This is a genomic window from Acinetobacter guillouiae (assembly GCF_002370525.2).
GTDB classification, from domain to species: Bacteria; Pseudomonadota; Gammaproteobacteria; order Pseudomonadales; family Moraxellaceae; genus Acinetobacter; species Acinetobacter guillouiae.
Window position 1 is genome coordinate 177,220 of the sequence record NZ_AP014630.1, and the last position, 25,127, is coordinate 202,346.

Consider the following 25,127-nt stretch of genomic DNA (forward strand, 5'->3'; position numbering starts at 1 on the left):
TTTTATTGACGAATAGAAACTAGTTCAACTTATAAACTATTTTTTTGAAGATCACACGTTTTACACGCTAAAAACATGCCTATTTTTTCCTGCCGTCCTTGTTCTGTCAACACCCACGGACGATTCTGCCAAGGCGGAAGATGACGCACATGTTGTTGATGCCCACACGCAAGTTCAGCAACATAATGTTGCTCCTCATCCAAATGAAATCCCACAATGGCTTGTTGCATTTCGATCATCATATTCACAATAATTGCTAAGAGTTTAGCGAAATTTCGAAAAAGTACACCAGATTCTCCGCTATACTGCATTCAATCCAAAATTTTATAAGAGCATCAATATGCGCGTACTTGTTGTGATGGATCCCATCGAAAGTGTAAACCTGAAAAAAGACTCAACAATGGCAATGTTATGGGCGGCTGCACGTCGAGGGCATGAGTTAGGCTATGCATTACAACAAGATTTATATATTGACCAAGGCAAAGCATTTGGTTTGATTTCACCGCTTCAGGTTTTTGAAGATTACGATCACTACTATGAGTTAGGTGAAAAAGCCAAAGAGTCGCTTGCAACGTATGATGTGGTGTTGATGCGTAAAGATCCACCTTTCGACATGAACTTTGTTTATACCACTTATATTTTGGAACAGGCAGAGCGTGAAGGCGTGTGGATTATTAACAAACCACAAAGTTTGCGTGACTGTAATGAAAAACTATTTGCGACCCAATTTCCAGATCTACAAGTACCCACTTTAGTGACCTCACAGCAAAGTTTGATTCGTGAATTCTTAAAAGAACATGGTGACGTTATTGTTAAGCCACTGGATGGTATGGGTGGAATGGGGATCTTCCGTTTATATCAAGATGGCGTCAATATTGGTTCAACGATTGAAATTTTAACTGAAAATGGCACACAACCGATTATGGCACAACGTTATATCCCTGAAATTGTGGATGGTGATAAACGTATTTTGCTGATTAATGGTGAGCCTGTACCTTATTGCTTGGCTCGTATTCCTCAAAATGGTGAGGTGCGTGGGAATTTGGCAGCAGGCGGTTTGGGTGAAGCTCGTCCATTGACTGAAAATGACAAAGCCATCGCAGCCAAAGTTGGACCATTCTTAAAAGCCAAAGGCTTGGTTTTCGTAGGATTAGATGTGATTGGAAATTATGTCACTGAAATCAATGTCACCAGTCCAACCTGTATTCGTGAAATTGATGATCAATTTGGTACTTCAATTGCAGATGATTTGTTTAATGTACTAGAAGCAGGTCAGTCAGTTTAATTTAAGCTGGGATACTGCATTCTAAATCTCAACTAAAAAATAGAGTCTTTCGCGGCTCTATTTTTTGCTGTCGATTGGCTATAAAAATGATAAATCATCGAGAAATATAAAAAAATAACGTTTAATTCCACTTTTTTTAACGGATTAATGATAAAAGTAGTTTAAACTTTCAAATCAGTAGAAAAAAACAATGAAAGGCTTGGTGAAAAAAAGTAAATAAACTTTTCCCCATAGCGGATTGTGATTACAATTGGTTGTTTAAGATATTCGTTAAATATTTATTTTTGCATTGAAGAATTAGACCGTGACCGAACCCCAGCAAAGCACACCGAAACACATCATGATGATGGCGGCAGGTACAGGTGGACATGTATTCCCTGCACTGGCAGTTGCAAAAGAATTGCAACAACAAGGCAGCCAAGTGTCTTGGTTGGCGACTCCGACAGGTATGGAAAATCGACTTTTAAAACAACATGATATTCCAATCTATCACATTGACATTCAAGGTGTACGTGGCAACGGTATTGTACGTAAATTGGCTGCACCCTTTAAAATTTTAAAAGCAACCTTGAGCGCAATGCGCTATATGAAACAGCTCAATGTCGATGCAGTGGCTGGTTTTGGCGGTTATGTTGCGGGTCCGGGTGGTTTGGCTGCACGTCTGTTGGGTATTCCTGTGATTATTCACGAACAAAATGCAGTGGCAGGCTTTACCAATACCCAGCTTTCAAGAATTGCTAAAAAAGTCTGCGAAGCATTTCCTGATACTTTTCCGAAAAGTGAAAAAATTGTGACGACAGGTAATCCTGTACGGTCAGAAATTACCGCAATTTATAATCCTTCTTTTCGTTATAAAGAACGCGAAAATGCGGCTGAACCCTTACATATTTTAATTGTTGGTGGTTCTTTGGGTGCACAAGCCTTGAATGAATGTGTACCTCAAGCCTTAAAACAATTTGATGTTCCATTAAAAGTATTTCATCAGTGTGGGCAAAATAAACAAGAGACCACACAGACTTTATATGCGGATGCGCCTGCAAATATACAGGTTGAGGTTCAGCAATTTATTGAAGATATGGCACTGGCCTATAGCAACGCAGATTTAATTATTTGTCGTGCAGGTGCCTTAACGGTCACTGAAGTGGCGACGGCTGGTGTGGCGGCTGTATTTGTGCCATTACCAAGTGCGGTGGACGATCACCAAACTGCCAATGCACGATTTTTGGAGAAAACAGGTGCTGCGAAAATCTGTCCGCAGCAGAGCATGACTCCAGATTCGTTAAAGGATTTACTAACACCGTTGATGAACCGCCAATTATTGATGGAAATGGCGGTAAAAGCTCGTCAACAAGCTCAACCAGATGCAACACAACGTGTGGTTGGTTTAATTCAAGATTTGTAAGTTAGAGTTGATTATGTCTCCAACAAGCCCTGCTGATAAAGCAAAAAACCTAATTAAAATTCCAGAGATGCGCCGTATTAAACATATCCATTTTGTGGGTATCGGTGGCGCTGGGATGTGTGGTATTGCAGAAGTATTGAAAAACCAAGGCTATAAGGTTTCTGGTTCTGACATTAAAGCATCAAAAACAACGGTTCAACTTGAAGAAAACGGCATTAAAGTTTTTATTGGACATACGGCAGACAATATCAAAGGTGCAAATGTACTGGTTGTTTCTACTGCAATTGATCCTGAAAATTTAGAAGTAAAAGCAGCAATTGAAAATCGTATACCCGTAGTCCGCCGTGCAGAAATGTTGGGTGAATTGATGCGTTATCGTCATGGTATCGCGGTTGCAGGAACCCATGGTAAAACCACCACAACCAGTTTAGTGACCTGCATGTTGGCAGAAGAAAACATGGATCCAACTTATGTGATCGGTGGTCTGTTAAACCGTACCGGTGTTAATGCTGCGTTGGGTGCTAGTCGTTTTATTGTCGCAGAAGCAGACGAATCAGATGCATCATTTTTACATCTAGAGCCTATGGCGGCTATTGTTACCAATATTGATGCAGATCATATGGATACTTATGGCGGTAGTTTTGATGTACTTAAAGACACCTTTATCAAATTCTTACAGAAAATGCCGTTCTATGGCTTGGCTGTAGTGTGTGGTGATGATGCCAATATTCGTGAAATCATGCCACGTATTGGTCGTCCAGTATTGACCTATGGTTTTAATGAAGACAATGACATTCGAGCAATTGATGTTGAACAAGTCGGTATGCAGTCAAGCTTTACTGTATTACGTAAAGGTCGTGAGCCATTACGTTTAACCATTAATCTTCCAGGTTTGCATAATATTCTAAACGCACTGGCTGCGATTGGTATTGCAACGGATGAAGGTGTGTCTGATGCTGCGATCGCACGTGCCTTAGAAAGCTTTAGTGGTGTAGGTCGTCGTTTCCAAGTTCAAGGTGAGTTTGAATTGGATGAAGGCACTGTAAAACTTGTAGATGATTATGGGCATCACCCGAAAGAAGTTGAAGCAACCATTAAAGCTGCACGTGCCAGCCATCCAGATCGTCGTTTGGTGATGATGTTCCAGCCACACCGCTATAGTCGTACTCGTGACTGTTTTGATGATTTTGTAGATGTGTTGTCACAAGTCGATCAATTGTTGTTGTTAGAAGTATATCCTGCAGGTGAGAAACCGATTGTTGGTGCAGATAGTCGTTCATTAGCTCGGAGTATTCGCCTGCGTGGTGAAGTTGAGCCGATCTTGATTGACCCAGTGGAAGGCAATTTGCAGAACGCGATACAAAAAGTGTTACAAGCGAATGACTTGTTATTAACACAAGGTGCGGGTAACGTGGGAGCAATTTCTGTAGAATTGGCTCAAAACCAACTGTATTTAAAATAATTGATTTGGCTTTGTTTAAATTTGGATTTGAATAAAGCCTAGAAATTAAATTGACTAACTTATAAGTTTAAGGATTTAAACGTGTCAAATGCTTCTAAATTCGGCAAAGTAGCGGTGTTGCTTGGTGGGAAATCTGCTGAGCGTGAGGTGTCATTAGATAGTGGTAAAGCTGTTTTAGAAGCATTATTACGTTCGGGTGTGAATGCGGAAGGCTTCGATCCACAAGAACGTAGCGTGACGGAACTTGTGGGCTATGATCGCGCATTTATTGTATTGCATGGTCGTGGTGGTGAAGACGGTCAAATCCAAGGCGCGCTAGAATGGATGAATGTACCGTATACAGGTACAGGTGTTCAGGGTTCAGCAATTGGTATGGACAAAGTTAAAACCAAACAAATCTGGCAAGGTTCAGATTTACCGACAGCACCTTATCGTATTATTTCTAAAGATTCTGATTTAACTGAAGTGATTGAAAGTCTTGGCTTACCATTAATCATTAAGCCTGTACATGAAGGTTCTAGTGTTGGTATGAGCAAGGTTGAAAAAGCGGAAGACCTTGCTGCTGCAATTGAAAAAGCCACAGTACATGATGCTGTGGTGATGGCTGAAAAATGGATCACGGGGCGTGAATATACCATTTCTTTCCTCAATGGTTTGCCATTACCCGTGATTCGTTTGCAACCACCTGCTGATGTTGCATTCTATGACTATGAAGCAAAATATAACCGTAATGACGTGGAATATGGTATTCCATGTGGTTTAAGCGAGTCAGAAGAAAAGAACTTACAAGAATTGTGTTTACGTGCTTTCCAAGCAGTCGGTGCCAGTGGTTGGGGACGGATTGATGCGATGTTAGATGAACAAGGTCATTTCTGGTTATTAGAGGTGAATACAGTGCCTGGCATGACCAGTCACTCGCTTGTGCCTAAAGCCGCAAAAGCTGTAGGTTATAGCTTTGATGAATTGTGTGTTGCGATTTTAGCGCAAACGCTCATGGAACAAGCACACTAAGTTTATGGCTCAACTTCCTGCTTCGATGCGTCGCAAACGTGCGGCAATTACATCAATACACGATAAGCCGCCAACACGTCAGGAAAAGCTTCTCAACGTGGGAAGCTGGTTGCTTATGGTCATTGCTATTGCTGTGCTATTTGCAGGAATCTATGGTCTGTATAAAGTGATTACCGATGCTCGGGTGGCCACACTTCAAGTGGTAGGTACCACCTCACCGGTAGAGTCACAAGCGATTACACAACATTTGGCGCCTGTTGTTAAAAATAATTATTTCACCTCGGATTTAGAACAGATTCGAGATAAAGCACTAGAAGTATCATGGGTGGATCGTGTTGTGGTTTCACGGGCATGGCCAAATGGTATTCGTGTGCGGATTATGCCGCGTCATGCAATCGCACGTTGGGGAACCGGGCGATTACTGAGTGATGCTGGAGATGTCTATACAGAAGCGGTGGCGAAGAATTATTCAAACTTGCCATTGCTTCATGGGCCGCTCAGCCAATCCAAAGTGATGATGCGTCGCTATAATGAAATTAATCAATTATTTCACCCAGTCAACTTACGTTTAAAAGAGCTTTATCTCACTGAACGTATGACTTGGTTTATGCAGTTTGATTCGGGACTACGGGTGATCGTAGATCAAGATCAAACCATGAGTAAGCTACAACGTTTAAGTCATCTGGCTCAAACTGATTTGAAACCCGCTTGGTCGAATATTTCCGCCATTGATTTGCGCTACCGAAATGGTTTGGCAATTCAATGGAGAAATTCTATTTCACCAAAGATTGTGAATGGTCAATTTGTTGTAACCAGTAATGACATAAGCGTTGCAGGTGGGATGGTTGCACAGCCATAATACGTGGCTTGAAAAAGAGGCATATAGCCAAACATAAACAATGAAGATAATGGTAGCAAAGTGATGAATGAAGCTGTTCCCTCAGTTGTTGCAATTGACATTGGGACACATAAAGTTTCAGTACTGATTGGTAAAGTACATGCCCCTGATAATATTCAGGTTATTGGCATGGCAAGCGCACGCAATAAAGGAATGAATAAAGGCAAAATTGTGAGCCTTGATAAAGTCACAAATGCAATTAAACAAGCCGTTCAAGAAGCTGAAGATATGGCTGAGTGTCGTATTCATTCAGCTTGGGTTTCAATTCCAAGCACCGAATTACAAAGCCATTATGCGATTGGTCGTACACCGATTTCAAATTCAGAACATACCATTACGACAACTGAAGTGGTGCGTGCATTAGAGCTTGCTAAAGCCAGTCATATGACAGCCGATCATTACTTAGCAAGTGCAGTGCCTTTAGGTTTTGAGCTGGATGATTCAAGTGAGTGGGTACAGAACCCAATCAATTTATCTGCCAATAGTATGACAGCCCATTATCAATTGATGATGATGCCAATCAGCACTATGCAAAACTTGGATCGTGCAATGAAAGGCGCCAATATTTCGGTTGAAAAAATGGTGGTGTCTTGTTTAGCAACTGCAGAAGGCAGTTTGCTGAAAGATGAAAAAGAATATGGCGTTTGTTTACTCGATATCGGTGCTGGAACGACCAATATTGCAGTCTATATTGAAGGGCATTTGGCATTAGCTCATACCATTCAATGTGGTGGTGAAAATGTCACCCGTGATATTGCCACTGTATTGCAAACCACAACCGAAGAAGCTGAACGGATTAAGTTACTGCATGGTTGTGTCGACATTCACCAAGTTAAACCGGATCATATGATTCAGTTTGAGGCAATTGATGGCCCACAAACCATTAGTCGTATTGAGTTGACTGAAATTATTATCGCACGTTATGAAGATATCTTAGGTAAAGTACGATACGAATTAGAACAACGTAGTGCACTACAAAGTTTGTATCATGGTGTAGTACTGACAGGTGATGTTTGCCAGATTGAAGGCATGGTGACATTGGCTCGTCGTATGTTGGGTATCTCTGCACACTTAGGCAATCCACCGTTACAAGTGGTGACCGATGATCAGAATTTACCATCTTTACGTCGTTCAATGTATGCTACAGCAGCAGGGTTACTTTTGTTTAGTCAAAGTGACATGCAAGAGGCGATTGAAGAACCTGAAGTTCAAGGTGGAAGACCATTCTTTGATCGGATTGTGAATGGTTGGAATGCCTTAAATAACAAATTAAAAGGTATTTTTTAGGTGTGGTTTTTTGGGGAATATTGTTAGGAAGTTGTAAGTGTTCTGTCCAATACTTGACAAGCTCTGCAATGAACAGCATCCTAAAAACAATTTTTATTATTGAAGATCAAGGCAGTATACGGGCTTAAGTGACTGCCAAATTATATTAGGAAATCTAAAGGTCATGGCCTCATTTGAATTTTTAGACGATGGACAAACCGATAACAACGGTCAAGCCCGTTTTACTGTGTTTGGTGTTGGTGGCGGCGGTGGTAATGCTGTACAACACATGGTGCAATCTGACATTAAAGGTGTAAAATTTGTTTGTGCAAATACAGACAAGCAAGCCCTTGATCGTATGAATGCGCCTTTTAAAATGCAACTTGGTGAGCAAAGCACACGTGGTTTGGGTGCTGGTGCTAATCCAGATGTAGGTCAAATTGCTGCTGAAGAAAGCCGTGAGCAAATCCGTCAACACCTTGAAGGTGCCGATATGGTATTTGTGACTGCTGGAATGGGCGGTGGTACAGGTACAGGTGCTGCACCCGTTGTTGCTGAGATTGCTCAAGAAATGGGTATTCTTACCGTGGGTGTGGTGACAACGCCATTTAACTTTGAAGGTCGTCGTCGTCAACGTTCGGCTGAAAAAGGGATTGAAGCATTAGAACAACATGTTGATTCTTTAATTATTATACCGAACCAACGTTTACTCAGCGTTTATGGTGACATCTCTATGCAAGATGCTTACCGTAAAGCAGATGACGTGTTGCTGAATGCGGTACGTAGTATTTTTGATCTGGTTGTTCGTCCGGGTCATATTAACCTTGACTTTGCTGACTTGAAAACTGCGATGAGTACACGTGGTTATGCAATGATGGGTGAAGGGAAGAGTAGTGGTCCAGACCGTGCTGAAGAAGCTGCACGTTTGGCGATCCGTAGTCCGTTATTGGATAATGTAAATATCATGAATGCCAAAGGGGTGTTGATTAACATCACTGGCGGTGCTGATGTGACTTTACGTGAAACTGAAGTGATTACAGATGTTGTGAACCAGATTGTTGACCTTGAAGAAGGTGAGGTGTTCTTTGGTACTGTATTTGATCCCGACGCACGTGATGAAATCCGTGTCACTGTAATTGCTACAGGTTTAACACGTAATGCCAGTGATGCAACTGAAGCAAAACGCAGAACCCATATCAGCAATGTTGCGCAATCATATAGCCAGCAAGCCAGCCACAACACTGTGGTTGATGAAGATGATGTTCCTGCGATCAATAAACGTCAAGAAGATGGTGCACCTGTTGCAGCACCAAGTTCAAGCGGTCGTTCTACGCCAATGAGTATTCAAGATTATTTGAAAAATCAACAGCGTAAATGATTGATAATTATTAAAAATAATTAATATCAACGGAAAAGGTAGTGAGATTCATTACCTTTTTTGTTTTTTATCAATGGCTAAATGTGCTAACGTATAGCGGATTTGAGAATGAAGACCGAATTAGCATGTTGAAACAACGTACCCTGAAGCGAGTCGTTAAAGCGAGTGGCATCGGACTACATAGCGGACAAAAAGTCATGATTAACTTTTTGCCACATGTGGCGGATGGGGGTATTGTATTTCGCCGTATCGATTTAAATCCACCTGTCGATCTGCCTGCAGATGCCATGCTGATTCAAGAAGCATTCATGTGTTCCAATTTGGTCAGTCATGAAACCAAGGTTGGCACCATTGAACATGTCACCAGTGCAATCGCTGGCTTGGGTATAGATAACCTGATTATAGAAGTGTCTGCTTCTGAAATACCAATTATGGATGGTAGTGCAGGTCCATTTATATATTTACTCATGCAGGGCGAATTAGTAGAACAAGACGCACCGAAAAAATTTATTCGGATTCTCAAACCTGTTGAAGCACTCATAGAAGATAAGCGTGCAATTTTTACCCCTCACGATGGTTTTCAAATCAACTTCACCATCGACTTTGATCATCCTGCCTTTGCAAAAGAATACCAATCGGCGACCATTGATTTTTCAACAGAAACATTTGTCTATGAAGTCAGTGGTGCACGTACTTTTGGTTTTATGAAAGATCTCGATTATTTGAAAGCCAATAATTTAGCATTGGGTGCGAGCTTAGATAATGCTGTTGGTTTAGATGATACTGGCGTGGTCAATGAAGAAGGTCTACGTTTTGCTGATGAGTTTGTTCGGCATAAAATTTTGGATGCAGTCGGTGATTTATACCTACTTGGACATCAAATTATTGCCAAATTCGATGGCTATAAATCGGGTCATGCACTGAATAATCAACTTTTACGCAATGTTAAAAGCGATCCAAGCAGCTATGAAATTGTAACATTTGATGACGAGAAGCTGTGCCCAATTCATTTTGTCAACGTGACATAAGTCTTTGTCTTTTAGGCATTGTGTTATAATGTAACAATAAAAAGTGTGATATCTGTCATATTTTGATCAGTTTTAATCTTAATTTAATCTAATCAGTTTACTTTTTATTGCTTGCCAAACGTAGTAAAGCTTGGCTAAGCTTAGGGTCGCTCACAAAACTAGCGGCATTTTGTAACATTTCAGATGTTGCAGGTTGTATGCTTCTTACAGTTTTATGGCGTTGTGGGGGTGTTTCAGTATTGCTGTTTTGAATACGTAAACGAACTTGCAGTTTTTGTAAATCACGAAGTTCGTTGATTTGTGACAATTGAGAAATATACTGTTTTTGAAGATAACCGAGTTGACTAATCATGGCTTGATTTTCACCGGTGATGGTCAAAATACCGTATTGATAACAGATAACTCGCCAATTCTCAGGTTGAGGAAGTAGCGGTTGAATTAATTTAGTAAGTTTTTGCCATTCGGCAACTTGCTTTGTAAGAAACGATAAGTTTCCTGTTTTTAAGTGTTGTCTTGTTGGTTGAAAGACGTTTTTGGGTTCAGACATACATGGTTCCTACATATTTATGTCTTATCTTAAGCGCTAATTTCGATAGATATCAAGGATGAGATCACTCAAGAAACTTGACTAAGAACAGTTAAAGAGGTTTTTATGCATACGCGACGTATTTTATTGGCTTTTACTTTAGCAGCTTCCGCTGCAACCGCTGCATTTGCAGACTTGGTTCAATCACCAGATCGTTTAGAACAATTATCCAAGACTTTATCTCAAGGCTCTTATAATCCAGATGATTTAGATCTTCCTGCTTCAGCAAAGATGAATATTACTTTACGTAGCCAGGATGCGCCAATCGAGTTAAACAATGCAAGTATCGCTAAAAAATACGGTTCTAGCGCAAACTCTGCTTCTCGTTATACAGCAAACTCTCCATATTCTTGGTTAGTCACTCATCCTCTTCCAGACATGAAGCGCGTAAGCTCTGATTTTGGTGGTCGTACAATGGGTGGTCGTGCCGAACATCATTCTGGTTTAGATCTTTCAGCACCAAGTGGTACACCAATTTATGCAACAGGTCCTGGTATCGTAACCAAGTCTGGTTGGGGTACTGGTTATGGTCAATATGTAGAAATTAACCATGGCAATGGCTATATTACACGTTATGCGCATGCTTCACGTCTAATTGCCCGTGTGGGTGATCAGGTGAAGGCTGGTGAACATATTGCCAACGTGGGTTGCACAGGTCGTTGCACAGGTCCTCATTTGCATTATGAAGTAGTGAAAGATGGTCAACGTAAAAATCCATCTTCTTACTTAGCCATGTTGCCATAATGCTAAACATTTGATTGTTGAGCTTATGACTGATGCTCTGTATGCATGGTTGAATTCGTAGTCGCGATGAATTAAATACTGTATTCAGACTATCATCAAATAAAAAATTATTTTGTATAAAAAACCGCCTTTATTGGCGGTTTTTTGTTATTTTAAGTGTTAATTAGTCAACAACTATTTAGTTGCTAAATAATCCTTACAATCTGCATTTGGCTGTAACGATAACTTAACAGGCCTAAAACATGATACATATAATATATAGAAAACTATTCAAGGAGTAAGTGGGAAATGGCGTATTATGGTGATAGCGACGCTCAGGAAACACAAGAATGGCAAGATGCCTTTGATTCAGTGCTCCAGCATATGGGTACGGATCGTGCTGCGTTTTTATTAGAAAAATTATATCAACAAGCAATTTCGAAGCATGTACCTATTCAGCGTCTAAATACCCCTTATTTAAATACCATTCCAGTTGAAGAATCTCCAGCGATGCCAGGCGACCAAGATATGGAGCGTCGTATTCGAGCATTAATTCGTTGGAATGCTTTGGCAATGGTTCTACGTGCCAATAAAACAGGTGATGACTTAGGTGGTCACTTGGCAAGTTTCGCGTCTTCAGCGACCCTATATGATGTCGGTTTTAACCATTTCTTCCGTGCCAATAGCGATAGCTTTGGTGGCGACATGATCTATTACCAAGGTCATTGTGCGCCAGGTATTTACGCACGTTCATTTTTAGAAGGTCGTTTGACTGAAGATCAATTGAGTAATTTCCGTCGTGAAGTGGGTGGTCAGGGACTTTCAAGTTATCCTCATCCTTACTTAATGCCAGATTACTGGCAGTTCCCAACCGTTTCGATGGGCCTTGGTCCAATCATGTCAATTTATCAAGCGCACATTCAAAAGTACTTGATGAATCGTGGCTTGATCAAAGAAGAAAACCGTAAAGTTTGGGCGTATCTTGGCGATGGTGAAATGGATGAGCCAGAAAGCTTAGGTGCAATCTCGCTTGCGGGTCGCGAAAAATTAGACAACTTAATCTGGGTGGTTAACTGTAACTTACAGCGTCTAGATGGTCCTGTACGTGGTAACGGTAAAATCATTCAAGAGCTAGAGTCACTGTTCCGTGGTGCAGGCTGGCGTGTGATTAAGGTGGTCTGGGGTCGTCATTGGGATCCTTTATTGGACAAAGACACCTCAGGTGCTTTAAAAGCCCGTATGGATGAAACGCTGGATGGTGAATACCAACGCTACCAAGTAAAAGGTGGCGCTTATACCCGTGAAAAATTCTTTGGTAAATACCCAGAAGCTGCGGAGTTGGTGAAAGGCTTAAGTGATGAAGATATTGATAATCTGAATCGCGGTGGTCATGACCCATACAAAGTATATGCCGCATATGCAGCAGCAATGACCAGCAATGGTCAACCGACTGTAATCTTGGCGAAAACAGTCAAAGGTTATGGTTTGTCTGACGAGATTGAAGCCGTCAACAAAACCCACCAAATCAAGAAAATGCAACACGATTCATTGAAATATGTACGTGACCGTTTCAATTTACCATTCTCTGATGAGCAACTTGAAGAGCTTCCATTTTATCGTCCAGGTGAAAACTCACCTGAATTGAAATATATGAAAGCACGTCGTGAAGCTTTAGGTGGTTATTTGCCTGCACGTCGTAAAGACAGTGAAGTATTGGCGATTCCTGATATTTCAGTATTTGATGGTGTGCTTAAAGGCAGTGGCGGTAAAGAACAATCAACCACGATGGTTATGGTACGTTTGATTGCAGCATTGTTAAAAGAAAAAGCCATTAAAGACCGTGTTGTGCCTATCGTACCTGATGAAGCGCGTACTTTCGGTTTAGAGGGTATGTTCCGTCAGTTGGGTATCTATGCTGCGCATGGACAAAACTATACCCCAGAAGACCAAGAACAGCTCATGAACTATCGTGAAGCGAAAGATGGTCACATGTTGCAAGAAGGAATCAATGAAGCAGGTGCAATGAGCGCTTGGTCAGCATTGGGTACCAGTTATTCAACCAATAACTTACCAATGATTCCAATGTATATGTATTACTCAATGTTTGGTTTCCAACGTATTGGGGATATTGCATGGGCAGCGGGTGATTCTCAGGCACAAGGCTTCTTGTGTGGTGCAACAGCTGGTCGTACAACATTAAATGGTGAAGGTTTACAACACCAAGATGGTCATTCTCATATCTTGGCAGGTACGATTCCGAACTGTGTAGCGTATGATCCTTGCTTTGGTTATGAGTTAGCTGTGATTGTGCATGATGGTTTACAACGTATGTATGTGAATCAGGAACGTGTGTTCTATTACTTGACGCTCATGAATGAAAACTATGACCAACCTGCATTGCCAGAAGGTGCTGAAGAAGGCATCAAACGTGGTATGTACTTGTTCAATAAAGATGAAAAAGCCACAGTTCAGTTATTGGGTTCAGGCGTGATTCTGCGTGAAGTGATTAAAGCTGGGCAAATTTTACGTGATGAATACCAAATCCATTCCAATGTATGGAGTGTAACAAGCTTCAATGAATTGGCACGTGATGGTATGGCTGTTGAAGAATACAATCGCTTACATCCACTTGAAGACGGTAAAGAGTCTTGGGTTTCTCAGCAATTACGTGACACGGATGGTATTGTTGTTTCAGCAACAGATCATATGCGTGCCTATAGCGAACAGATCCGTGCTTATCTTCCAGATAGCCGTCCATATGTAACATTGGGTACAGATGGTTATGGTCGTTCAGATACACGCAGTAATTTGCGCAGTTACTTTGGTGTAGATGCGGCACACATTGTGGTTGCAACATTGAAAAAACTTGCTGATGAAGGCGAAGTTGATCCACGTTTAGTGAAAGATGCAATCTCTTCATTTGAGCTTGATGTTGATCGTCCAGTTGCATGGTTACCGCAAGCGCATCCATCTGTACAAGAAGTTGCTGCTTATACTGAAGTGACAGAGGAGAAATAATGATGCAAGTTAAAACTCCTGATATTGGCGTTGATAAGGCCACTGTTGCAGAAATCTTGGTGAAAGTAGGGGATACCATCGCTGTTGATGACAGTATCGTTCTACTTGAGTCGGACAAAGCCTCTGTTGAAGTGCCAAGCACTTCAGCAGGTGTGGTTAAAAGTATTGCTGTTACGGAAGGTGATGAAGTTTCAGAAGGTGCTGTGTTGATCGAAGTTGAATCTGCGGATGCAACAGAGACAGAAACACCAGCACAGCCTACTCAAGAAGCTGCAAAAACTGAACCTGCTGTAGAAACTAAAGCTGAACCTGTGGCGTCTGCTGCACCTTCTGCATCTACGACAGCTTCATCTCAAACAGTTGAAGTTCAAGTGCCAGATATTGGTGTTGAAAAAGCTTTGGTCGGCGAAGTTCTGGTTAAAGTGGGCGACGAAATTGCGGTAGATGACAGCATCGTTGTAGTGGAATCGGATAAAGCAACGGTTGAAGTTCCAAGTACAGTTGCTGGCACGGTTGAAAGTGTTGTGGTCAAAGAAGGCGATAATGTTAAAGAAGGTGTGGTACTGATTACAGTGAAAACTGTAGGCGCTGCAACGACTTCGGCAGCAGCATCTGCTGAAGCGCCTCAACAAGCGTCAGCAACACCAACTCAAGCTGCTGCACCAGAAGCATCAGCACCAGCCCAATCGGGTAAAGTTGAAGTTGCTGTTCCTGATCTTGGTGTAGATAAAGCAACAATTTCTGAAATCTTGGTGAGCGTAGGCGATCAAGTTGAAAAAGACCAAAGCCTTTGCGTTGCTGAGTCGGATAAAGCCTCTGTAGAAGTGCCAAGTACGGTTGCAGGTACGGTAACGGCGATCCATGTGGAATTGAATCAGTCTGTAAGCCAGGGCACTGCTTTGGTGACGATTGAAGCACAGGGTCAGACTGCATCAGCACCGCAAGAAAAACCAGCCGCTCAAGCATCACAAGCTGCATCAGCACCAGCCGCGAAAACGACAGCATCAGCGCCAAAAGCTGAAGTGGCCGTTGCTCAAGCGGGTACTGAAAAGTTATCTAAAGCGCAACAAGCTGAAAATGCCAAAGTTTATGCTGGTCCTGCTGTGCGTAAGCTTGCGCGTGAACTGGGTGTGGTTTTATCACAAGTCGAGGCCTCTGGCCCTCATGCACGCGTGATGAAGGATGATGTTTTTGCTTTTGTTAAAGCCAAATTGACTGCACCGCAAGCAGCAGCTCAAACAACTGCTGCGCCAGTCGCTTCAGGTTTGCCTGCATTACCAGATTTCAGTGCATTTGGTGGTAGTGAAATTGCACCAATGACGCGTTTACAGCAAGTGTCTGTACCGCAATTGTCATTAAACAATTTCATTCCACAAGTGACACAATTTGATTTAGCAGATATTACGGAACTAGAAGCTTGGCGCGGTGAGTTAAAAGGGAAATTTAAGCAAGATGGTATTAGCTTAACGATCCTTGCTTTTATTGCAAAAGCGGTGGCGTTCTTACTCAAAGAAGAGCCTTATTTTGCGGGTCACTTGGCAGATGATCAAAAGTCTGTGCTGTTGCGTAAAGAAATCCATATGGGAATCGCTGTGGCGACACCAGATGGTTTAACTGTTCCAGTATTGCGTAATCCTGATCAAAAATCGATTAAGCAAATTGCCATTGAATTGGGTGAGTTAAGTAAAAAAGCACGTGATAAGAAACTTTCTCCGAAAGACTTACAAGGTGCAAACTTTACCATTACCAGCCTAGGTTCAATTGGTGGTACTGCATTTACGCCATTGGTGAACTGGCCGCAAGTTGCGATTTTGGGTATCTCACCTGCAACCATGCAACCGGTATGGAACGGCTCAGGTTTTGATCCAAAACTGATGTTGCCATTGTCATTGTCTTATGACCACCGTGTGATTAATGGTGCGGATGCTGCGCGATTTACCAATAAATTGACCAAGTTGTTATCAGATATTCGTAACATCTTGCTTTAAGTTTTAAATTATAGAAGACCTCGCTTTAGGCGAGGTTTTTTATATGCATCTGATTTTGTTTTATCAATAATTTTCAAACCTGCATTAAAGTCATCATTCAATATAGTCAATCTGTCAAAAAACTCAGGCACAAGAATATAATTTCTCCTAATTAATATTTTCAACTAAATCAATCGGCGACATCCATGTCGCTCCACGATAGGATAACCATCTAGGGTTCAAAATTAGTGAAGAAACGAAATTGGATTCATCCTCTGCGGGCATTAAAGATGCTTCGGCACGATATTTTTTGAAGTTTATCTGAGCTTTAAATTTTTTAATTTTTAAAAATTGAAAATGACTGATAAAGCGTTGTAGAATAGCTGTACTTCATTGGGGAGTAGCCGCTGTTTGTCATCTGCGAGATGATAAATGGGTGATGATCAACATAATTACTCAACAGAGTATGGTCATCATAGCAAAGAACCAATTTAGCTGAAGGTGTTTACTCAGCTATCTTTTGTTGGCAAGACCTTTGATTTATCACTCCGCGTTGAATAGGTGACTATTCATATTGGCTAGCAGGAGGGGTAAGTCATCGGTAAATATTGCTAGCCAGAGACTTTGAAATGTTAAATGCCTTCTTCATCTCTTTAGTGGTTGTCGCTTTATCCGAAATGGGCGATAAAACACAACTGCTCGCATTACTTCTTGCTGCACGTTTTCGTAAACCTATTCCTATTTTATTTGCAATTTTATTAGCAACTATTGTCAATCATGGTGTATCGGCTGTGCTTGGTCAGTGGATTACCACAGTCCTTAGCCCGACAGTATTACTTTGGATTGTGTCACTTGGCTTTATTGGTATGGCTGGGTGGATGTTGATTCCAGATGAATTGGATGATGAATCTGAAAGTATTAATAAATGGCAAAAATATGGGGTCTTTGGTGCAACCTTTGTATTATTCTTCCTTGCAGAAATTGGGGATAAAACCCAAATCGCCACAGTGGCACTTGCTGCACGCTTTGACAGCATCGGTTGGGTAACTCTAGGTACGACATTGGGGATTATGTTGGTCAATGCACCTGCTGTATTTATTGGCAATAAATTGGCAGATAAATTACCGATTGCTCTGATTCATAAAATTGGAGCTGCAATCTTCTTTATTATTGGTGTCGCAGCTTTAGTTCAGCATTACTTTTTTTAAGTGCAATTTTCCAAGCTGATTGAACATCAATAAAGTCATCTATTTTTAAAGCTGAAAACCCAACTTAATGTTGGGTTTTTTATTATTCTGAGAATGATGACACAAATAATCTTTAAACTTAGGTTGTAGATTTATTGTAACTTTGAAGAAAACCTTATATGTTGTATGGGATAACTAAAGATTTATTTTAAAAAAGGTTTTGGGGTTTCTGGTATGGCTTTAGATCGCACCACGTCGCAAGTTTTGTTTGATAATGGCACTCATAAATGTATAAGTTTTACCAGTTTGGTGAAAGGTGAAGGTGTACAAGCCAATCAGTTTCTTATTTTAAATAATGAACGTGCAGCAGTATTAGATCCGGGCGGTGATTTGACCTATGTGCCCCTGACCATGGAGCTTAATAAATACACCCGATTACAAAATCTAGACTATGTCATGGCATCTCACCAAGACCCTGACATCATTACCTCAATGCCGCGTTGGTTGGTCTATACTGATGCCAAAGTGGTCGCATCTAAATTATGGGCACGCTTTTTACCTCATTTAAACTCAGCATTTATGAGTGACCGTATGAAAGGGGGCTGGTTAGAACGTCTGATCGAATTGCCTGACCAAGGTGGCTCTATTCCATTGGGAGAAACGCGCATTATCGTGGTTCCTGCGCATTTCTTACATTCCGTTGGAAATTTCCAGTTTTATGATCCAATTTCAAAAATTTTATTCTCAGGTGATATGGGTGCATCGATTGTTGATGATGCCTCGAAACCAATTGAAGATTTTGCAATGCACATTCCAACCATGCATGGTTTTCATCAGCGCTATATGTGTACCAATCGGGTGATCCGTTTATGGGTGAAAATGGTGCGTCAAATGGATATTGAAATGATTGTGCCGCAACATGGTAAGCCGTTTATTGGTAAAGAGATGATTCATCAGTTTTTAGACTGGATCGAAAATTTACAATGCGGTGTCGATTTGATGGATGAGTCCGTGTTTACCTGTCCACAATAAAAAATTCAAAAAAGATATTGAGTTTGAGTGCGACTTTTTTTAGGATTTTCTTGCCAAAATTTTAAATTGATAACGAGAATCTTAAAAAAATGTTGTCACAAATCTCAGCACAGGATGCGTGCTTAAGTTGTGGGGCGTGTTGCGCCTTTTTCCGAGTCTCATTTTATTGGGCAGAAGGAGAAGCCATGCCGCCAGATTATGTCGAACCTTTGACAGCGGTGTATTCTTGTATGCAGGGCACCAATCAAAAGCAACCGCGTTGTGTGGCATTAAAAGGTGAGATTGGACAGCAAGTCAGCTGTAGTATGTATGAGCAACGGAGTTCTTCATGCAAACAAGTACGTGCTGGGGATTCACAATGTGCAAAAGCAAGACAAGGCTATGGTTTAATTCCCCTGATCGAAATAGAAGTCGCTACCCCCAGCAATGATGAAGACTTTGATCAGGTGTGTTAACGCTTCATTGGGAAAATTTAGGATATAAGGCAGAGACTGTAAGTCGACAGTCTACTGTGGTGTTAAATTCACGATAATTTTATATTCAAAGCCCATTTTTATTTCAATAAGATACTGAAAAATAAAGTGTGATTGAGAATAAGATAAATCCGCACAATAAAAAATGAAAATTGAACGGAAATTTGTATATAATAGCTCACGGAAATTACCAGCGAGATTGTTATGTTGACCATCGTTCAAGAAGCGCTAACCTTCGATGATGTCTTATTACTCCCTGCCTATTCTACTATCCTCCCAAAAGATGTCTCTCTAAAGACACGCCTCACACGCGGCATTCAACTGAACATCCCTATGGTTTCAGCAGCAATGGATACTGTGACAGAGTCACGTATGGCGATTGCAATGGCGCAAAACGGTGGTATTGGTATTTTACATAAAAACATGGATATTTCTGCACAAGCTGCAGAAGTTCGCCGTGTAAAAAAATTCGAAGCGGGAATGGTGAAAGATCCAATTACCGTGACACCTGAAACCACGATTCGTGATTTGATGGCAATTACACAAGCCAACAACATCAGCGGTGTACCTGTCGTTAAAGATGGCAAAGTGGTTGGGATTGTAACTGGCCGAGATACTCGTTTTGTAACCAACTTGGAACAACCAGTAAGCAATATCATGACAGGGCAAGATCGTCTTGTGACTGTTCGTGAAAATGAATCGAAAGAAAATATTCAAGCATTATTGCAAAAACACCGTATTGAAAAAGTATTGGTGGTTGATGAAAGCAATGCACTAAAAGGCTTAATTACAGTTACAGATTTCCGTAAAGCGGAATCTTATCCAAATAGCTGTAAAGATGAATTAGGTCGTTTACGTGTTGGTGCTGCAGTGGGTACTGGCGCTGAAACTCCAAGTCGTGTTGAAGCTTTGGTTGAAGCCGGCGTTGATGCGATTGTAGTGGATACGGCGCATGGTCATTCTGCGGGTGTGATCGAGCGTGTACGTTGGGTGAAAGCAAACTTCCCTCAAGTTCAAGTGATTGGCGGTAATATCGCAACGGGTGATGCTGCTTTGGCATTACTTGATGCGGGTGCAGATGCGGTGAAAGTGGGTATTGGTCCTGGTTCAATCTGTACGACACGTATCGTTGCAGGTATTGGTATGCCACAAATCTCTGCAATTGACAGTGTTGCCAATGCATTGAAAGACCAAATTCCATTGATTGCTGATGGTGGTATCCGTTTCTCTGGGGATATGGCAAAAGCGATTGGTGCTGGTGCAAGCACGATTATGGTGGGTTCACTTATGGCGGGTACTGAAGAAGCGCCTGGTGAAGTTGAATTCTTCCAAGGTCGTTATTACAAAGCATACCGTGGTATGGGTTCTTTGGGTGCAATGGCTGGTGCGACGGGTTCTGCCGATCGTTATTTCCAAGACTCGAAAGCAGGCGCTGAAAAATTGGTCCCAGAAGGGATTGAAGGCCGCGTACCGTACAAAGGTCCAATGGGCAATATCGTACATCAAATGATGGGCGGTTTACGTTCATCTATGGGCTATACCGGTTCTGCAACCATTGAAGATTTACGTCAAAATGCAAAATTTGTGAAAATTACCGCTGCAGGTATGCAAGAGTCACATGTGCATGATGTAACGATTACCAAAGAAGCACCGAACTATCGTGTAGGTTAATCTTTTGTAATATTTTGATTGGAAAAAGCCGTCAGTTTATGACGGCTTTTTTATTTTGGTGTAAAGTAGTAAACCTTAAAAATTGATTGTTATACAACACATAATAAGTGGGTAAAAGATGAGTTATTTTGGAACAGACGGGATTCGTGGAAAATTTGGTGAACTCCCAATTACCCCAGAATTTGCACTTAAACTCGGATTTGCGGCAGGGAAAGTATTAAAGCAAATTAGCCCAAAATCAAAACCGATTGTAGTTTTAGGTAAAGATACTCGTTTATCGGGTTATATTCTTGAAGCAGCTTTACAGGCGGGTCTCAATGCTGCAGGTGTTTATGTACATTTACTTGGACCGCTGCCGACCCCTGCAATTGCCCATTTAACCCGTGCATTGCATGCCAACTTAGGGATCGTGATTTCTGCTTCACATAACCCTTATTTTGATAATGGGATTAAATTCTTTTCAGATGAAGGGAAAAAGCTCCCAGATACGATTCAAGATGCGATTAACCGAGAGCTTGAGAACGATATCATCATTGAAGACACCGCAAACTTAGGTAAGAGTGTACGTGTTAAAGATGCCAATGGTCGTTATATCGAGTTTTGTAAATCGACATTCCCATATCATTTCAATTTACGCCATTTAAAAATTGTGGTGGATTGCGCCAATGGTGCAGCGTATAGCGTAGGTCCAGCAGTATTTCGTGAATTAGGCGCAAAAGTTATTGCGCTTTATAACGAACCAGATGGTTTAAATATCAATAAGGATTGTGGTTCAACACATCCTGAAAATTTACAAAAAGCCGTGATTGAGCATCAAGCAGATTTAGGTATTGCTTTTGATGGCGATGCAGATCGTGTGGTTTTGGTCGACCGTTTTGGTAAATTGATTGATGGCGACCATATTCTGTATATTTTAGCAACCCAAGCATCTCAAAAACCGGCGGGTATCGTGGGTACAGTGATGAGTAACATGGCATTAGAATTGGCACTTGAAAAAGCCAAAGTGCCTTTTGTGCGTGCTAAAGTGGGTGATCGCTATGTATTGCAAAATTTAGAAGAAAACAACTGGGTGACTGGTGGCGAACCATCTGGTCATATTTTGACTTTAGACAAGAGCACAACAGGCGATGCAATCATTGCAGCCCTGCAAGTGTTAACAGTATTGGTTGAACAGAATAAATCTTTAGATGAATTGGTTGCAGATTTTAAAACTTTACCCAATGTTTTGGTTAATGTTCGCCTTGAACAAATGTTTGACCCATTTGCGGTGCCAGCATTGGTTGCCGAGTTTGATAAAGTAGAAGCCACACTTAAAGGACGTGGGCGAATTTTAATTCGTAAGTCAGGGACGGAACCGATCATCCGTGTTATGGTAGAAGGCGATAATCTGCAAGAAGTAACTGATTTGGCAAATCATTTAGCAGATGCTGTTCGTCAAAATGCGGCTTAAAATATTGTATCGTCTGTAGAAGGTTTTGCTTCATGCGAGATGTAATTAAAGACTTAAGTGAGCTTCGTCTTACTTATCAAAAAGGTGAACTACATGAGGAGCAGGTGGATGCTGATCCTCATGCGCAGTTTCTCAATTGGTTTAATTTGGCTTTAGAAGCAAAACTGCATGAACCCTATGCAATGTCGTTGGCAACTGCAAATGCACAAGGGCGTCCACATGTGCGTACTGTGTTATTGCGTGGTGCTACTGAGGCTGGTTATGATTTTTATACCAATTATGACAGTCAAAAAGGCTTAGATTTAGCTGAAAATCCTTATGCAGAATTGCTATTCTATTGGCCTGAGTTAGAACGTCAGGTTCGTGTGGGTGGTCAAGTTCAGAAAATATCTGAACAAGAATCTACAGATTATTATCATAAACGTCCGCGTGATAGCCAAATTGCAGCGCATATCAGTACCCCACAAAGTGGCGTGATTGAGAGTCGTGAACATTTACAACAGCGTTTTCAAGCGTTGTATGATCAAGTGGCTGAAAAGAATGAATTGGCTAAACCTGAATTTTGGGGAGGCTATCGTTTAGAGCCGACGTATTATGAATTCTGGCAAGGCCGCCCAAATCGCTTACATGATCGCCTCACTTATGAAAAAGTCGGTGAATCTTGGACAATACAACGTTTGATGCCATAAATGCAAAAATTACAAATTAAACAACGACCTTTGATCACACGCCCTGAAAACTTTCAGGGCGTGTTACCCTTTATTGCTGAAATTTTGGCTCGTCGTGGTGTGCAATCTGAACAAGAATTAGATTTAAAACTTAAATATTTACTTGCACCAGAAATGAAAGGTTTGGAGCAAGCCATTCAAATAATTGATCAAGCTTTAGATCAAGATAAAAAAATTGTGATTGTTGGTGATTATGATGCAGATGGTGCCACCAGTACCGCACTGATGATGCTGGCTTTACGAGAAATGGGGGCCAATGTTGAATACCTCGTTCCAGATCGTTTTAAATATGGTTATGGCCTAACCCCTAAAATTGCCGATTTGGCTTTTGAAAAATATCAGCCGGATCTATTAATTACGGTCGACAATGGAATTTCCAGTCATGCAGGTGTAGCACAAGCACAGTCACATGGAATGCAGGTGATTATCACCGATCACCATTTAACGACCAAGGAAACGCCTCAGGCTGAGGCGGTTGTTAACCCAAATCAGTTAGGGTGCGAATTTCCAAGTAAGGCTTTGGCTGGCGTCGGTGTGGCATTTTACCTATTGGCAAAGTTAAGTAGCCATCGGGCAAAACTGGGGAAATCGGCTGCAAAAATGCCGCAATATTTGGATTTGGTTGCTTTGGGCACTTATGCCGATGTTGCCAGCCTCGACCATAACAATCGTATCTTAGTGGATGCAGGGGTTAAACGGATTCAACAGAATCAATGTCGTGCTGGGATTAGTGCCTTATTAGACATTGCAGCGCGTGATCCTGCTGAGTTAAAAGCCTCTGATTTAGGTTTTGTGTTAGGTCCTCGTCTTAATGCCGCAGGGCGTATGGAAACCATGGACATCGGTATTGAATGTCTTTTGGCAACCGATACGCAAACAGCTCACACTTTGGCACGCCAACTCAATGATTTAAATTTAGAACGCCGTCAAGTTGAGTCGGAGATCAAACAAGAGGCTTTGGCAGCGCTGGAAAATCTACAGCTTGATCAAGATCATTTACCCGCAGCGCTGGTCATGTTTGAAGAGCATTGGCATCAAGGTGTGATTGGTATTGTGGCAGGGCGTTTAAAAGAGCAATTTCATCGCCCCAGTATTGTATTTGCGGCAGATAAAGATGGGATTCATATCAAAGGTTCCGCTCGTTCGATTGATGGTATTCATATTCGAGACAGTATTGAAAAAGTTGCCGAGCAATATCCTGATTTGATTAGTCATTTTGGTGGGCATGCAGCGGCGGCGGGTTTGACTATTCGAAAGCACCATTTTGAAGAATTTAAACAACGTTTTACTGAGTTGGTTGCTCAATCAGATGATGCTCTATTCCAAGCGGTGTTGTGGACGGATGGAGAATTACCTGCTCAGGCATTTCAACTGCAAACTGTAGATACTTTGGCGCAATTGGGACCGTGGGGGCAAAAGTTTCCTGCACCAGTATTTGAAGGGCGTTTTAAAGTCATCGATTATCGTTGGTTAAAGGAAGTGCATCTGAAATTGCGCTTAGCTTTGGAAAATGGCCAACCGATTGATGCAATTGCCTTTAATGTACGCGATAAATTCAATTTTGATCCTATGCAAGATAGGGTACGTATTGTTTATGAATTGGATAAAAATCAATTTAATGGCAATGTGAGTTTACAGTTAAGAATGCTGCATTTAGAACAGTAAATTTAGAGATTAAAAAACCGCTTATACGAGAGCGGTTTTTTAAAGTTTACCAATAATTAGAAGCGGTAAGCAGCACGTAGACCATAGACATTATCGTCATCTTCAAAATCAACAGAACCTTCTAAGCTGATTTGTTGAGTAAAGAATTTTTTTGCACGAATTGTAAAGCTGTCTTCATCAGTACCATCAGTGCGGCTACCTGAATAAGCCAATCCGACACTGAAAGTTTTATCTAGGTATAAATCTGTACCTACGCTGTAAGCATCGGTATCACCAAAGCTTGCACCACCTTCAAAATTCATGTCATAGCGACCCACTTGAGTGACATATTTAGCACGGATAGTTGGATCTATATCATCATTAAAATCATTATCATAGCCTGCTAAACCCACTGCAATCAAAAGACCCGGGATTGGCAAGTAACCTACTTCTGCTGAGTAAGTTGTTGTATCTAAATCATCGACATGATCGGCCTTAGCTGTAGAGCGTCCAATAGCAGCACTTGCATAAAAATCGGTATTTGGAACGAAATATTCAATACCAACACCATAAGTTGTTACATCGTAGGCATCATAATCGATATAGCTAATCCCAGCATTTACGTTGCTTGCGCGATCTAGAAAGGCAGCTTCGTTTAATGGGTTATTTTTAACTTGAACAGGGTTAAAATAATATGTTCCATCAATAGCAAAACCAGTAGATGTATCCCCTTTATCTGGATCAACAATACCGAGTGAACCACCGATTTCAGCTTGGTATGCATGTGCAGACCCAAAAGAACTAGCAAGTAATGCAGCAAATAAAGTTTTCTTAAACATTGTGTGACCCTTTTGTTATAAAAATATTAATTTTTTGTTACAAATCGCATTGTATGTAAATTAATCTCTATGTCAAGGC

At 41.3% G+C, this 25,127-nt stretch carries 21 protein-coding genes and 1 riboswitch; of the genes, 18 read left to right on the forward strand and 3 right to left on the reverse strand.

From position 1 onward, the window contains the following. Nucleotides 1-29: 29 nt before the first annotated feature. Nucleotides 30-230, reverse strand: coding sequence for a DUF3565 domain-containing protein (locus tag AS4_RS00805; RefSeq protein WP_035371079.1), 201 nt, complete (start codon nt 228-230; stop codon nt 30-32). A 110-nt stretch (nt 231-340) separates the two neighbouring features. Between AS4_RS00805 and gshB the strand changes: the two genes are divergently transcribed. The 8 genes from gshB (at nt 341) to lpxC (ending at nt 9,730) form a co-directional block, all read left to right on the forward strand. Beyond that, nucleotides 341-1,285 carry a glutathione synthase gene (gshB, locus tag AS4_RS00810; RefSeq protein WP_004718633.1) on the forward strand — a complete coding sequence of 315 codons (945 nt, stop codon included), beginning with the start codon at nt 341-343 and terminating at the stop codon, nt 1,283-1,285. 304 nt (nt 1,286-1,589) lie between these two features. Next, on the forward strand, nt 1,590-2,687 hold the full coding sequence (gene murG / locus AS4_RS00815) for an undecaprenyldiphospho-muramoylpentapeptide beta-N-acetylglucosaminyltransferase (RefSeq protein WP_096732595.1): 1,098 nt from the start codon (nt 1,590-1,592) through the stop codon (nt 2,685-2,687). A gap of 13 nt (nt 2,688-2,700) precedes the next feature. Next, nucleotides 2,701-4,149: a UDP-N-acetylmuramate--L-alanine ligase gene (gene murC / locus AS4_RS00820; protein WP_004818388.1), complete on the forward strand. Its 1,449-nt coding sequence runs from the start codon at nt 2,701-2,703 to the stop codon at nt 4,147-4,149. An 81-nt stretch (nt 4,150-4,230) separates the two neighbouring features. Further along, a complete protein-coding gene (locus AS4_RS00825) occupies nt 4,231-5,160 on the forward strand; it encodes a D-alanine--D-alanine ligase (RefSeq protein WP_096732597.1) in 930 nt (309 codons plus the stop codon). A gap of 4 nt (nt 5,161-5,164) precedes the next feature. Beyond that, nucleotides 5,165-6,019, forward strand: coding sequence for a cell division protein FtsQ/DivIB (locus AS4_RS00830; RefSeq protein WP_034611259.1), 855 nt, complete (start codon nt 5,165-5,167; stop codon nt 6,017-6,019). Between the two features lie 63 nt (nt 6,020-6,082). Further along, a complete protein-coding gene (gene ftsA / locus AS4_RS00835; RefSeq protein WP_004718623.1) occupies nt 6,083-7,345 on the forward strand; it encodes a cell division protein FtsA in 1,263 nt (420 codons plus the stop codon). 163 nt (nt 7,346-7,508) lie between these two features. Further along, nucleotides 7,509-8,702, forward strand: coding sequence for a cell division protein FtsZ (gene ftsZ, locus AS4_RS00840; RefSeq protein ID WP_004718620.1), 1,194 nt, complete (start codon nt 7,509-7,511; stop codon nt 8,700-8,702). A 125-nt stretch (nt 8,703-8,827) separates the two neighbouring features. Then, on the forward strand, nt 8,828-9,730 hold the full coding sequence (lpxC, locus tag AS4_RS00845; protein WP_016539103.1) for a UDP-3-O-acyl-N-acetylglucosamine deacetylase: 903 nt from the start codon (nt 8,828-8,830) through the stop codon (nt 9,728-9,730). Nucleotides 9,731-9,827: 97 nt separating this feature from the next. On the opposite strand, the gene AS4_RS00850 is transcribed toward lpxC, so the two are convergent. Further along, nucleotides 9,828-10,277, reverse strand: coding sequence for a DUF721 domain-containing protein (locus tag AS4_RS00850; RefSeq protein ID WP_096732602.1), 450 nt, complete (start codon nt 10,275-10,277; stop codon nt 9,828-9,830). Between the two features lie 105 nt (nt 10,278-10,382). On the opposite strand from AS4_RS00850, the gene AS4_RS00855 reads away from it, so the two are divergent. The 10 genes from AS4_RS00855 to recJ all read left to right on the forward strand — a co-directional run bounded on the left by AS4_RS00855 (nt 10,383) and on the right by recJ (nt 24,230). Further along, complete coding sequence (locus AS4_RS00855; protein WP_004718614.1) at nt 10,383-11,060, forward strand: M23 family metallopeptidase; 678 nt, start codon at nt 10,383-10,385, stop codon at nt 11,058-11,060. 288 nt (nt 11,061-11,348) lie between these two features. Next, nucleotides 11,349-14,057 carry a pyruvate dehydrogenase (acetyl-transferring), homodimeric type gene (aceE, locus tag AS4_RS00860; RefSeq protein ID WP_096732604.1) on the forward strand — a complete coding sequence of 903 codons (2,709 nt, stop codon included), beginning with the start codon at nt 11,349-11,351 and terminating at the stop codon, nt 14,055-14,057. A gap of 2 nt (nt 14,058-14,059) precedes the next feature. After that, complete coding sequence (locus AS4_RS00865; RefSeq protein WP_171478431.1) at nt 14,060-16,045, forward strand: 2-oxo acid dehydrogenase subunit E2; 1,986 nt, start codon at nt 14,060-14,062, stop codon at nt 16,043-16,045. 362 nt (nt 16,046-16,407) lie between these two features. Beyond that, a riboswitch (yybP-ykoY riboswitch) is annotated at nt 16,408-16,565 on the forward strand. Nucleotides 16,566-16,653: 88 nt separating this feature from the next. Beyond that, nucleotides 16,654-17,232, forward strand: coding sequence for a TMEM165/GDT1 family protein (locus AS4_RS00870; protein ID WP_096732608.1), 579 nt, complete (start codon nt 16,654-16,656; stop codon nt 17,230-17,232). 213 nt (nt 17,233-17,445) lie between these two features. Next, a complete protein-coding gene (locus tag AS4_RS00875; RefSeq protein ID WP_004718609.1) occupies nt 17,446-18,243 on the forward strand; it encodes an oxygen-binding di-iron domain-containing protein in 798 nt (265 codons plus the stop codon). Nucleotides 18,244-18,332: 89 nt separating this feature from the next. Next, entirely contained in the window at nt 18,333-18,698 is a 366-nt protein-coding gene (locus AS4_RS00880) for a YkgJ family cysteine cluster protein (RefSeq protein WP_096732610.1), read from the forward strand. 222 nt (nt 18,699-18,920) lie between these two features. Then, nucleotides 18,921-20,387 (forward strand): IMP dehydrogenase, encoded by a 1,467-nt coding sequence (guaB, locus tag AS4_RS00885; RefSeq protein WP_004718605.1) that lies wholly within the window; start codon nt 18,921-18,923, stop codon nt 20,385-20,387. A 118-nt stretch (nt 20,388-20,505) separates the two neighbouring features. Then, entirely contained in the window at nt 20,506-21,837 is a 1,332-nt protein-coding gene (glmM, locus tag AS4_RS00890) for a phosphoglucosamine mutase (protein ID WP_004818404.1), read from the forward strand. Between the two features lie 32 nt (nt 21,838-21,869). Beyond that, the gene (gene pdxH, locus AS4_RS00895; protein ID WP_096732612.1) at nt 21,870-22,526 is read left to right on the forward strand and encodes a pyridoxamine 5'-phosphate oxidase; all 657 of its coding nucleotides are present in this window, start codon (nt 21,870-21,872) and stop codon (nt 22,524-22,526) included. After that, entirely contained in the window at nt 22,527-24,230 is a 1,704-nt protein-coding gene (gene recJ, locus AS4_RS00900; RefSeq protein ID WP_096732614.1) for a single-stranded-DNA-specific exonuclease RecJ, read from the forward strand. A gap of 56 nt (nt 24,231-24,286) precedes the next feature. Here recJ and AS4_RS00905 read toward each other — a convergent pair whose 3' ends face one another. Then, nucleotides 24,287-25,048 (reverse strand): putative porin, encoded by a 762-nt coding sequence (locus AS4_RS00905; protein WP_096732616.1) that lies wholly within the window; start codon nt 25,046-25,048, stop codon nt 24,287-24,289. Between the last annotated feature and the right edge of the window lie 79 nt (nt 25,049-25,127).